Source organism: Citrobacter sp. wls711, assembly GCF_005281055.1.
Taxonomy (GTDB): domain Bacteria; phylum Pseudomonadota; class Gammaproteobacteria; order Enterobacterales; family Enterobacteriaceae; genus Citrobacter; species Citrobacter gillenii.
The window spans coordinates 88,028-100,350 of the sequence record NZ_SZXC01000008.1 but is presented as its reverse complement, the minus strand read 5'-3'; the positions used below and the strand labels follow the sequence as shown (position 1 = coordinate 100,350).

Annotated in this window: 12 protein-coding genes and 1 riboswitch; of the genes, 5 read left to right on the top strand and 7 right to left on the bottom strand. The window is 52.4% G+C overall.

Features of this window, described 5'->3' with window-relative positions; translation table 11 throughout:
* The 3 genes from FDW98_RS04460 to rlmA all read left to right on the top strand — a co-directional run.
* Positions 1 to 128 (top strand): cold shock domain-containing protein (locus FDW98_RS04460; RefSeq protein WP_047525752.1); only part of this gene is annotated, 128 nt, incomplete at its 5' end.
* Positions 129 to 347: 219 nt separating this feature from the next.
* Positions 348 to 2,093: a peptidoglycan glycosyltransferase FtsI gene (ftsI, locus tag FDW98_RS04455; RefSeq protein ID WP_096756705.1), complete on the top strand. Its 1,746-nt coding sequence runs from the start codon at positions 348 to 350 to the stop codon at positions 2,091 to 2,093.
* 63 nt (positions 2,094 to 2,156) lie between these two features.
* Entirely contained in the window at positions 2,157 to 2,966 is an 810-nt protein-coding gene (gene rlmA / locus FDW98_RS04450; RefSeq protein ID WP_096756706.1) for a 23S rRNA (guanine(745)-N(1))-methyltransferase, read from the top strand.
* Here rlmA and mntP read toward each other — a convergent pair.
* The 5 genes from mntP to manX form a co-directional block, all read right to left on the bottom strand.
* Positions 2,963 to 3,529, bottom strand: coding sequence for a manganese efflux pump MntP (gene mntP, locus FDW98_RS04445; RefSeq protein WP_020996621.1), 567 nt, complete (start codon positions 3,527 to 3,529; stop codon positions 2,963 to 2,965). The genes rlmA and mntP overlap by 4 nt on opposite strands.
* A gap of 116 nt (positions 3,530 to 3,645) precedes the next feature.
* Positions 3,646 to 3,746: riboswitch (yybP-ykoY riboswitch) on the bottom strand.
* A 197-nt stretch (positions 3,747 to 3,943) separates the two neighbouring features.
* On the bottom strand, positions 3,944 to 4,402 hold the full coding sequence (locus FDW98_RS04440) for a DUF986 family protein (protein WP_096756707.1): 459 nt from the start codon (positions 4,400 to 4,402) through the stop codon (positions 3,944 to 3,946).
* A 61-nt stretch (positions 4,403 to 4,463) separates the two neighbouring features.
* Complete coding sequence (locus FDW98_RS04435) at positions 4,464 to 5,315, bottom strand: PTS mannose transporter subunit IID (RefSeq protein ID WP_096756708.1); 852 nt, start codon at positions 5,313 to 5,315, stop codon at positions 4,464 to 4,466.
* Between the two features lie 12 nt (positions 5,316 to 5,327).
* Positions 5,328 to 6,128: a PTS mannose/fructose/sorbose transporter subunit IIC gene (locus FDW98_RS04430; RefSeq protein ID WP_096756709.1), complete on the bottom strand. Its 801-nt coding sequence runs from the start codon at positions 6,126 to 6,128 to the stop codon at positions 5,328 to 5,330.
* 58 nt (positions 6,129 to 6,186) lie between these two features.
* Positions 6,187 to 7,149, bottom strand: coding sequence for a PTS mannose transporter subunit IIAB (gene manX / locus FDW98_RS04425; RefSeq protein WP_096756710.1), 963 nt, complete (start codon positions 7,147 to 7,149; stop codon positions 6,187 to 6,189).
* A 263-nt stretch (positions 7,150 to 7,412) separates the two neighbouring features.
* Here manX and FDW98_RS23775 point away from each other — a divergent pair, with 263 nt between their 5' ends.
* Positions 7,413 to 7,622: a hypothetical protein gene (locus tag FDW98_RS23775; RefSeq protein ID WP_096756711.1), complete on the top strand. Its 210-nt coding sequence runs from the start codon at positions 7,413 to 7,415 to the stop codon at positions 7,620 to 7,622.
* On the top strand, positions 7,610 to 9,169 hold the full coding sequence (gene yoaE, locus FDW98_RS04420; RefSeq protein ID WP_096756712.1) for a CNNM family cation transport protein YoaE: 1,560 nt from the start codon (positions 7,610 to 7,612) through the stop codon (positions 9,167 to 9,169). The genes FDW98_RS23775 and yoaE overlap by 13 nt, the downstream gene beginning before the upstream one ends.
* 6 nt (positions 9,170 to 9,175) lie before the next feature.
* On the opposite strand, the gene FDW98_RS04415 is transcribed toward yoaE, so the two are convergent.
* Complete coding sequence (locus FDW98_RS04415) at positions 9,176 to 10,777, bottom strand: EAL domain-containing protein (protein WP_096756713.1); 1,602 nt, start codon at positions 10,775 to 10,777, stop codon at positions 9,176 to 9,178.
* Between the two features lie 130 nt (positions 10,778 to 10,907).
* Positions 10,908 to 12,272 (bottom strand): L-serine ammonia-lyase, encoded by a 1,365-nt coding sequence (gene sdaA / locus FDW98_RS04410; RefSeq protein ID WP_137398744.1) that lies wholly within the window; start codon positions 12,270 to 12,272, stop codon positions 10,908 to 10,910.
* Positions 12,273 to 12,323: the final 51 nt, after the last annotated feature.

Below are 12,323 nucleotides of genomic sequence, written 5' to 3'. Positions count from 1 at the left end.
ATGTGTTCGTACACTTCTCTGCAATCCAGGGTAACGGCTTCAAAACTCTGGCTGAAGGCCAGAACGTTGAGTTCGAAATTCAGGACGGCCAGAAAGGTCCGGCTGCTGTTAACGTAACAGCTATCTGATCGAAACCACTGATTTGAAGCGCTCAGGCGCAGCAATTTCAGATATAAAGCCTCGCATTTGCGGGGCTTTTTAATTCAGATTACGTCAAAGTATTTCAAAATGCCCTCCCATTAGCGCTTTGTTGCAAAGGCGTGATATTCGTAGCATTCTTTTCCCCGCTTTCTGTCGCTAATTCTCGTTAAATCAGTCACCTGAAAAACTATCTTGCTGGAGAACAGGTGAAAAAGAAAAACGACGGCGATGCACGCAATTTTACTCCCGTACGTTTTGCCCTGCTTTGCGCGGCAATTTTATTGAGTCTGGGGCTGCTCCTTGGCAGGGTTGCGTGGTTGCAAATCGTCACGCCGACCAGTCTGGTGAAGCAGGAGGACATGCGCTCGTTACGTGAAGTAACGACGGCATCACCGCGTGGAATGATTACCGACAGAGAAGGGCGACCGTTGGCGGTGAGCGTACCGGTTAATGCTGTCTGGGCCGATCCTAAGACGATTATTAGCAAAGGTGGTGTCGGGTATAACGAGCGCTGGCAAGCGTTGGCAAAAACGTTGAATTTGTCGCTTAGCGCACTGGCGGAACGCGTTAATAGTAACCCCGCCGGACGGTTTATCTACCTGGCGCGCCAGATTTCACCCCAACAGGCGCAGTGGGTTGATAACCTGAATCTTCCGGGGATTAATCTTCGCGAAGAGTCCCGTCGTTTCTATCCCGCCGGCCACGTTGCCGCGAATTTGATTGGCTTCACCAATATTGATGGCCAGGGTATTGAAGGGGTAGAGAAAAGCTTTAATAGCCAGTTGATGGGCAAACCCGGCTCGCGGTTGGTGCGTAAAGACAAATTTGGTCATGTGATTGAGAACATCACGGAAGTGATGCCGGTACCCGCGCATGAGTTACAGCTCAGCATCGATGAACGCTTGCAGACGGTCACCGAGGATGCGCTGGACAATGCCGTGACGTGGAATAAAGCCGAGTCGGGGGCGGCGGTACTGATCAACATCGCCACAGGGGAAATATTGTCGATGGCGAGTTTCCCGGATTTCAACCCCAATAACCGCGACGGTGCGGTGCTGGACGATTTTCGTAACCGCGCGATCAGCGATACCTTTGAGCCAGGATCTACCGTTAAGCCGTTGGTGCTTATGACTGCCCTGCAACAGGGAATTGTACAGCCCGACAGCGTGATTGATACCCACCCCTTTAATCTTGACGGGCACCGTATTCGCGATGTTGGCTATTATCCTGAGTTGTCGCTGACCGGTATTTTGCAAAAATCGAGCGATACCGGCGTGTCACATTTATCATTAGCTATGCCCATTCAGCGATTGTTGGACACCTACAAGAGCTTTGGTTTTGGCGAACCGACAGGTCTAGGGTTGACTGGCGAAAGCAGCGGCTTAATGCCTCAGCGACGTTACTGGAGCAGTTTGGATCGCGCAACCTTTGCCTTCGGCTACGGATTAATGGTCACGCCGCTACAGTTGGCACACGTTTACGCCACCATTGGCAGTTTTGGCATCTATCGACCGCTGTCCATCACCCGTATCGATCCGCCGGTAATAGGCCGACGCGTCATGTCTGAGGCGTTAGTTCATCAGGTTGAGCATATGATGGAAAGCGTCGCGCTGCCCGGCGGTGGGGGAACAAAGGCTGCGGTACGAGATTATCGCGTGGCGGTAAAAACCGGGACGGCAAAGAAAATTGGCGATGACGGCAAATATGTCGATAAATACGTGGCATACACGGCGGGCGTGGCTCCGGCAAGCGATCCTAAGTTTGCGCTGGTGGTGGTTATCAACAACCCGCAAAATGGGGCGTATTACGGTGGTGCCGTATCGGCCCCCGTCTTTAGTCAGATAATGGGGGATGTGCTGCGTCTGGAAAACGTTAAACCGGATGGCATGCCCGCTGACTCGGAACACTTGCTGGTAATGCACGGTAATAACGACGTCTCTCCGGCGCTGTAAGTTATTTTCCCTGGGCGCAATTCGCGTTACACTTGCGCCCTGAAGCCATCTGCCGGAGTTGTCATGTTGTTTTCCTGTCCCCTTTGCCATCAGCCTCTTACTCAAGATAACAACAGTTTTGCCTGCCCTGGGCGGCATCAGTTTGATGTGGCGAAAGAAGGGTATGTCAACTTACTGCCTGTTCAACACAAACGCTCGCGCGATCCAGGTGACAGTGCGGAAATGATGCAGGCACGTCGGGAATTTCTCGATGCCGGCCACTATCAGCCGCTGCGTGAGGCGATTGTGAATGTTCTCCAGGAAACGTTAACGCCAGGTGACGCGGCGATTCTCGATATCGGCTGTGGGGAAGGGTATTACACGCACGCGTTTGCCGATGCGCTGGCAGGAAGTATGACCTTTGGTCTGGATGTCTCGAAGGTGGCGATCAAGGCCGCAGCAAGGCGTTATCCGCAGGTGACATTTTGTGTTGCGTCAAGTCATCGGCTGCCTTTTGCCGATGCTTCAATGGATGCCATTGTCAGGATCTACGCCCCCTGTAAAGCTCTGGAGCTGGCGCGCGTGGTGAAGCCGGGGGGATGGGTGATAACGGCCACGCCGGGCCCGCGCCATTTAATGGAGCTGAAAGGGCTGATTTACGATGAGGTGCGTTTGCATGCGCCACACACGGAACAGCTGGAAGGCTTTGCTCTGCAGCAGAGTATTGCGTTGGGCTATCAGATGCAGCTTAGCGGTAGCGAGGCTGTGGCATTACTGCAAATGACGCCTTTTGCCTGGCGGGCAAAACCGGAAGTCTGGGAAACGCTGGCGGGGAAAACGACATTTGACTGCCAGACAGACTTTAGTATTCATATCTGGCAGCGTGTGAATTAACCGTGGAAATGTGCCCAGAGGATCTGGGCACCGATACCAATTAGCACCACCCCGCCGAGAATTTCAGCACGTTTACCCAGCATGGGGCCGATAAAACGGCCGATCATCATCCCCAGCGTGGACATAATTAGCGTGGCGCAGCCGATAGCCAGCGCGGTGGCAATAATGTTCACCTGCAGGAAAGCCAGACCGACGCCGACGGCCATCGCATCGAGGCTGGTGGCAATGGCGGTGGTCACTAACAGCCAGAAACCGTGGCGACGCTGCGGCTCTTCATCTTCATCACCGTTATCACGGAAACCTTCGATTATCATTCGTCCACCGAGAAAAATCAGCAGGATGAAGGCAATCCAGTGGTTCCACTCGAGTACGAATTTACTCGCCAGCATGCCCATACCCCAACCAATCAGCGGGGTCAGCGTTTCGACAGCGCCGAAAATTAAGCCAGTGCGCAGAGCTTCAGAGAATTTAGGTTTGTGTAGCGTAGCACCTTTACCAATTGATGCAGCGAATGCATCCATCGACATGCCGAAGGCGAGAAGAACAGTAGCGGTGAGATTCATAACAGCGTCCTGACCGGGGTATCCATTAAACACATCACTGCCCCCAGTAACCATGCACGCCCGAACACGCGGTTCAGGAGACATGCATTGCAGTTGATGTGTCTATGGTCTCGCCTGACTGTATGTTTACAGTCCGTACGCGCCACGCCTTGCGACGAGTATGTTGACACGTACATTTCCGGAGTCTGGAAATCGGCTACTCCCCAATGACGGGCGCAACCTTAACATATTTTGAGAATATAAAACAAGAAACGGGGGGATATTATTTGACTTCTAATTGAAAACGATTTTCATTTAGATTTAATTGTCGATAATGCGTTAAATTAAATAGCAAAAAGAGAACGTGAATATAGCCTGTGCTATGTTTGTTTTACGTCAATATACAAATAACATAGTTCAGGCTATGTTTCTATGTCATTGATTTGATATGAGAAGTTTATATATTCTCTCGAGGTCGTCTATATTTCGTACGCGGATCAGCAATCGCCGATGTTCTAATTGCATCACCAGTACGCCATCTTCCGACAAATTCATCTCTTTAATCCGGCTATATTCCACCCAAACATTGGCGAAGAAAAACCCTTTCTGTTTAAAGATGATTTTTGGCGTGCGGATCCAGAACAAATATATTCCCATCAATACCAGCGCACACAATAACCAGGTAGTGAATTGCGCCCCATGGCTGGTGACGTTGTTGTAGATGAGAATCGCGATCAATCCAATGAAGATAACGCTATCGACACGACTACGGGGCAGCAGGGGAACAGCAAGCAGAGTAGGGCCATTACGGCGGGGCATGATGAACTGATCGTAGATGGCAAACGCCAGCAGCGACAGTATAAAAAGAACCAGCACCAGGTCCGTGATAGTCATGAATCCTTAACCCTCTAAATAGAAAAACCGGGAGCAGAGCCCCCGGTATGGTATAGCAGTCTTACAGGCCGAGCAGGCCGACAGCGTAACCCGCGATACCGATGACGAAGAAGCCAACGATAATCCACAGAGCGTTCACTTTCTTACGCAGCAGCCACATACAGGCGAAGGTCAGCAGCAGCGGTACCAGGCCCGGCATCAGCTGGTCAAGGATGGTCTGCACGGTGGTTACGCGAGTCTGACCATCCTGACCGGTGATGGTGGAAACCACCAGCGGGATGTTCACGTGCGTCCACTTATTCACCAGGGCCCCCATGACAAACAGGCCGAGGATTGACGCCCCCTCAGTCAGTTTCTGTAGGAAGCCGCCGCCCATATCTTTAACGATATCGACACCTTTACGGTAACCGTAGGCCACACCGTAGTAGCGTGTTGCCAGACGGACCGCGTTGAACAAGATGAAGAACAGCAGTGGGCCTAGCAGGCTGCCACTCATCGCGATACCCGCACCGAGGGCGGCAAATACCGGACGCACGGTACCCCAGAAGATCGGGTCACCTACGCCTGCCAGCGGACCCATCAGACCGACTTTGATACCGTTGATGGCACCATCGTCAATCTCTGCGCCGTTAGCACGCTGTTCTTCCATCGCCAGCGTTACGCCAAGAACCGGTGCCGCAACATAAGGATGGGTGTTAAAGAATTCCAGGTGACGCTTAATAGCCTGCTTACGCGCGTCGTTGTTCTCCGGGTACAAACGGCGAATTGCCGGTATCATGGAGAAGCAAAAACCCAGCGCCTGCATACGTTCGAAGTTCCATGAACCCTGGAACAGGTTAGAACGAAGGAACACGCCACGAATGTCACTCGGAGTGAGTTTTTTCTCGGTGGTAGTTTTAGTCATATCAACCATTTCGCTCACCTGCTAGTCCAGTTCGTTATCAAGGTCATTGTTGCCAGCAGCTTGCGCTGGCGCACCCGCTACGCGGTTATATTTCGGGCTCAGCTGAATGTAGAGGATGGCCATAACTGCGCCAATCACACCCAGTGCAACCAGGTTAAAGTTGGTAAATGCCGCGGTGACGAAACCGAGGTAGAAGAACGGCATCAGGTAGCCTGCGCGCATCATGTTGATGACCATCGCATAACCGACGACGACGATCATACCGCCCGCGATGTTCAGGCCGCCGGTGACCACTTCAGGGATGGCGTTGAGCAGGCCCTGGACTTCACTGGTGCCGACAGAAATCGCCACGATAACCGCAGGGATCGCGATACGCATTGCCTGCAGGAACAGCGAGGACACATGCAGCCAGGAGAGCGCCGTCAAGTTGCCGCTCTCAGCCGCCTTATCCGCAGCGTGCTGGAAGGCGACTGTGATGGTACGAACGATGATAGTCAGAACCTGGCCAGCTGCTGCCAGCGGGATAGCCAGCGCGATACCGGCACCGATGCTTTGGTGACCTGCGATAACCAGAACGGTAGAAATAATTGAGGCCAGTGCGGCATCAGGTGCAACGGCGGCACCGATGTTCATCCAACCCAGCGCGATCATTTCCAGGGTACCACCGATGATAATACCGGTTTTCATGTCCCCGAGAACGGCACCAATCAGCGTACAGGCCACCAACGGACGGTGGAACTGAAATTCATCGAGTACCGACTCCATACCCGCGATACATGCGACGATGAACACCAGCACAATCTGAAGAGTGGTAATCTCCATTGTACTTCTCCTATTGCTATACAGACTTAAGTGTGAAAACTAAGTAAATGCCAGCGGGTTATTTCGCTTTGGCAATCAAATCCATCATTTTCAGTTTCTGATCGGTAGAAACCTTACGGGCTTCGAGTTCAATGCCGCGTGCGTTGAGTTTCTTGAAGGCTTCGATGTCTTTTTCATCAACGGAAATCGCGTTGTTAACCTGCGTTTTACCCTGACGGAAAGCCATGCCACCAATGTTTACCGAGGTGATTTTTACGCCACCTTCCACGACACGTTCAACATCGGTCGGGTTGGTGAACAGCAGCATCACACGATCGCCTGCATATTTCGGGTTATTGTAGACGCGGATCATTTTCGCGACATCCACCACGTGCGCCGTTACGCCTGGAGGCGCAACCTGCGTCAACAGCGTTTTACGCACCGTATCTGCGGCAACTTCATCGCTGACGACGATAATGCGCGTGACGTTGGTTTCTTTGGTCCAGCGGGTGGCTACCTGACCGTGGATTAAGCGGTCATCGATGCGTGCGAGGCCGATGTGCATATAATCGTTCGGACCCATCGGTTTAGCCGGCGCCGCTGCTTTTGCTGCAGCAACTGGGGCCGGAGCGGCTTTTTCTACCGGTTTTGCTTTCAGCGCTTTCACGCCTTCGCTACCGGTTTCTACTGCCAGTGCGACTAATTCATCAAAGCTTGGGTTGTCATCACGCGCCATAAAGGTTTCGACCAGCATGGGAATGTTCACGCCAGCGATCACTTCGTAATGCTCTTTGTCGACGACAATGCGGCTCGCAGCGTTGAACGGGCTGCCTCCCCATGTATCAACGAGAAATAGCACGCCTTTACTGGTATCGAGTTTTGCCAACTGAGCGTTGTACTTTTCGATCAGCGTTTCAGCATTTTCGCCTGGAACGAAATCGATCCAGCCGACGTTTTCCTGCTCGCCTAACAGCATTTCTGCTGTTTTAAGTAACTGCTCTGCAGCCCAACCATGTGTGCCTATTACAATAGCAATGGTCACTTGCTACCTCCTTTATTATCGTTAACACATCGACAACGAGATGTATTTTGAATCGTCGTCCGCAAGCGAATCGATTCAGATAAGGGTTACAATGAAAAACCTATGATTTTCGTGAATTATTTTAGATATCGAAAAAAATAATTTATGTGATGAAGATCCGTAATTTAACTTTCGATTAAAAGAAATTTCGAAGAGTAAAATATCTCCGACACAACTTATTGCAAAGGAAGGTAAATCTTTGCTAAAAACCGGTTGTGTCTGTTATGTTTAGCATATATTTAATTAATCAGGAGTATAGGGCAGTAGCCCACCGTATGGATCGTCACCGACGTCATTTCACCTCAAGGCCGCTTAGCGCCTGTCAGTTTGGCACTTTTTGCCACACACTTTATCTGCATATTGCTTCAACGCCTGAGATGTTCAGGGCGCAGTTTAGCCATTCTTTGAGCAGGAGCTTGTCATGGAATTCTTAATGGACCCGCAGATTTGGGTGGGTTTGCTCACGCTTGTTGTTCTCGAAATTGTTCTGGGTATTGATAACCTGGTCTTTATTGCGATTCTGGCTGATAAGCTGCCGCCTAAACAGCGGGATAAAGCGCGTCTGATCGGGTTGTCGCTGGCGCTGATTATGCGTCTGGCGCTGCTGTCCGTGATCTCGTGGATGGTGACACTGACGAAACCGCTGTTCACGGTGATGGACTATTCGTTCTCGGGGCGTGACCTGATTATGCTGCTGGGAGGTATCTTCCTGTTGTTCAAGGCTACCACTGAACTGCATGAGCGACTGGAAAACCGTGAGCATGATACCGGCCAGTCAAAAGGCTATGCGAGCTTTTGGGTTGTCGTGACGCAGATTGTGATCCTCGATGCGGTCTTCTCGCTGGATGCGGTGATTACAGCCGTCGGTATGGTGAACCACCTGCCGGTAATGATGGCGGCGGTGGTGATTGCGATGGCGGTGATGCTGCTGGCGTCCAAGCCACTGACGCGATTCGTGAACCAACATCCGACGGTCGTGGTGCTGTGTCTGAGCTTCTTGTTGATGATCGGTTTGAGCCTGGTAGCCGAAGGGTTTGGCTTCCACATTCCGAAAGGTTATCTGTACGCTGCGATCGGCTTCTCGATTATTATCGAACTGTTTAACCAGATTGCTCGTCGCAACTTTATTCGCCACCAGTCGACGCTGCCGCTGCGTGCACGTACCGCCGAGGCCATTGTGCGCTTGATGGGCGGTAAACGTCAGGCCGGTGTGCAGATGGAGTCTGACAACCCGGTGCCGGTACCCGTTCCGGAAGGGGCATTTGTTGAAGAAGAACGCTATATGATCAACGGCGTGCTGTCGCTGGCCTCACGTTCTTTGCGCGGCATTATGACACCGCGTGGCGAAATCAGCTGGGTGGATGCAGATCTGAGCGTGGCAGAAATTCGTGAACAGCTGCTCTCTTCCCCACACAGCCTGTTCCCGGTGTGTCGTGGTGAACTGGACGAAATTATCGGTATCGTGCGGGCGAAAGAACTGTTAGTGGCCCTCGAAGACGGCGTAGATGTGGCAGCAATTGCCTCAGCGTCACCAGCCATCGTGGTCCCAGAAACGCTGGATCCGATTAATCTGTTGGGCGTGTTGCGTCGTGCCCGTGGCAGCTTCGTTATCGTTACCAACGAATTTGGCGTTGTTCAGGGTCTGGTGACCCCTCTGGATGTTCTGGAAGCCATTGCCGGTGAGTTCCCGGATGCTGATGAAACACCGGAAATCATCGCCGATGCGGGTGGCTGGCTGGTTAAAGGCGGCACCGATCTGCACGCTCTGCAGCAGGCGCTTGACGTTGATACGCTGGTGGACGAAGACGAAGACATTGCGACGGTGGCGGGGCTGGTTATCGCGGCTAACGGTCACATTCCGCGTGTTGGCGATGTGATTGAGGTTGCACCGCTAAGCATCACCATTGTCGAAGCGAACGACTATCGTGTGGATCTCGTTCGTATTGTTAAAGAGCAATCCGCTCACCACGAAGACGAATAATTTGACCTACCGAAACGGCATAGCAGGCATGATATGCCCGTTATGCCGGGCGGGTGGTGGTGTACTACTGCCCGCCAGCCATTGAGGAAAATCGCGCAGCGGCATCGGCTTGGCATACAGAAATCCCTGCAATACATTCACGCCATGTCGCCGTAAATGCTGGGCCTGCGCCTGCGTTTCAACCCCTTCAGCTACCAGTTCAATATTCAGTTTTTTCCCCAGTGCGATGATGATGTCAGTAACGGTCGAATTGACGGCATCAGTCCCGATCGCAGAGGTAAAGGATTTATCAATCTTCAGTACATCCGGGCGCAACTTTTCCAGCCACGAGAGCGAGCTGTTGCCGGTACCGAAATCGTCAATGGCCAGTTTTACCCCCAGCCGGTGAAGTTCATGCACCAGTCGATAATCGACATCCAGCAGCGCGTCGCGCTCGGTCAGTTCAATCACCAGTTGCTGGATGGGATGCTGACTGAACCAGTACTGATTAAGGTCTTTTAACAACATACCGTCACGAAAATGGCTGGCGGCGACGTTGATACCGATATGAAACTGGCTGCTCATTGGGAAAACGTGCCGTTGCTGAATGGTTTCTGCGATGACGCGACGAGTCAGGGGGACAATCAGGTTGTGCTCTTCCGCGATAGGGATGAACACTTCAGGTGAAATCCAGCCCTGGCGCGGGTTATTCCAGCGTAAGAGAATTTCAACGCCCGTACACTGCTGGGTGCTGGCGTTCAGTAGTGGCTGGCAAAATAGCTCAAACTCCCGCTCGGCGAGGGCCAGATTAATCTCCCAGGAAAAACTCATTCTGTTAGCGGTCGCCAGCCAGGCCAGATACCCCACTAATAAGCTGAGCATGACCGCTAACGGTAACTGGGTGGGCAGGTGTCTTAACGCCAGTTCGCTGGCTCCTGGTCCGCTGACGCTGATGGCAAAGGGGAAATGTTGTGATGAAAGTTGGTAGTGTTGTTCGCCGTCACTCTCTGGTAGCTTGTCGACGACGCCTTGTCCGTACAGCAGATGCCGCTTACCGATGGTTAAACTGGCATGTGTAATTTGCGGAGGCTGTGGTTCAAGCAGCATGCCCGACAATAATTCAATATTGACGATCTCCAGCACCCCATCTTCGCCATTGGCAGACGACGGATACCATTGCGTCAGAATAGGGCTGCCCTTAATGAGCGAATGATCGGTGGATAACAGTAGCTCTGGCTCGCGGCTGGGCAATTCAGGTTGCAACTGCTTGATGGGCACATTGCGATAGCCAAATATACTCGAACAATAGAGGATGCCACCCTGAACCAGGTTAATAGAGCGCACGGTTTGCAGTCTGGCGGCGTGCTTGCTCAGGGCTAAACGCGCCACCGAGCAGGGCAGGCCAATTAACGGCAGCAGCACATCACGTCCGGTCCGCAACGGCAGCAGGATATCATCCAGCTCTTCTACAGCATGGTTAGCGAACGTGACGGTGGAGTGATGATTTAAATTACGCTCCGAAATAAATCGGACAGATAATGTAAGAATGAGCGTCAGTAGTGCACAAACTGTGCAGACGATTAAGCGATTACGGCGATAATTTTTGATGATCCGTTGTGCTGTTTGCATGCGGGCCGCCCGATAAGCCGTTGGTCACAGAAGCCAACAGCAACAGAGCAAGTGTAGTGGGGAAAATTACCGTAGACGAGGGAGGGGAAGCAAATTCGCCCATCCGTCGCAGATGGGCGAAAATTAAGTATTAGTCACACTGAACTTTGATCGCCAGGCCACCGCGGGAGGTTTCGCGGTATTTGGCGTTCATGTCCTTGCCGGTTTCGTACATGGTCTCGATGACTTTATCCAGCGAGACGCGCGGGGCGCTGGTACGACGCATGGCCATACGTGCCGCGTTGATCGCCTTCACGGAAGCAATAGCGTTACGCTCAATGCACGGCACCTGGACCTGTCCGGCAACCGGATCGCAGGTTAAGCCGAGGTTGTGTTCCATACCGATTTCGGCAGCCACACATACCTGCTCCGGGCTCGCACCCAGTAACTCTGCCAGACCTGCTGCGGCCATAGAACATGCCACACCGACTTCGCCCTGGCAGCCCACTTCTGCGCCAGAGATAGAGGCATTCATTTTGTACAGCGCGCCAATTGCACCGGCCGCCAGGAAATAGCGGGTATAGATATCCGGGCTGACGGGCTCAATGAAGTGATCGTAATAAGCCAGAACCGCAGGCACGATGCCGCAAGCACCGTTGGTCGGCGCTGTCACAACGCGACCACCCGCGGCGTTCTCTTCGTTTACGGCCAGCGCAAACATGTTCACCCAGTCGATCACGTTCATCGGATCGTTGGAGAGTTTGTCGCTGGAGACCAGCATACGACGCAGGGCAGAGGCACGACGAGGCACGCGCAGCGGCCCCGGCAGAATGCCTTCGGTGTTCATCCCACGATCGATACAGGCCTGCATGGTATGCCAGACGTTACCAAAATACTCTTCAATTTCTTTTTTGCTGTGCAGCGCAAGTTCGTTCTGCATTACCATGCCAGAGAGCGACAGACCGGTGCTGTTGCAGTACTCCAGCATTTCAGCGGCAGATTTGAACGGATAAGGTACGCTGACCTCATTCGCCGCGTCCTGACCAAAGTGTTCTTCATCAACGATGAAACCACCGCCAATGGAATAATATGTTTTGCTGTAAACAACGGTGTCACCGTTGTAGGCATGAATTTGCATACCGTTTTCATGCAGCGACAGGTTGCTGTTGCGAAAACGCATGCCGTCGTTTTGTGGGAAGTCGACTTCGTGTTGACCCTGCGCAAGCAGCAGGCGTCCACGCGTTTCTACATCGCGGATAAATCCGGGAATGCTGTCGATGTCCACGGTCGCAGGCTCATAGCCTGCCAGACCCATAATAATGGCGATATCGGTGTGGTGACCTTTACCCGTGAGCGACAGTGAACCATACACATCGACGGCGACACGAGTAACGTTGTCCAGTAATCCTTTTTCGACCAGGTCATCGACGAACTGTTTACCCGCCTTCATAGGTCCTACGGTATGGGAAGATGAGGGACCGATCCCCACCTTAAACATGTCGAATAGACTAATCACGATAATACTCCTACAGGGCGACTGGGCTTTCCAGTAACGATGTTATAACTG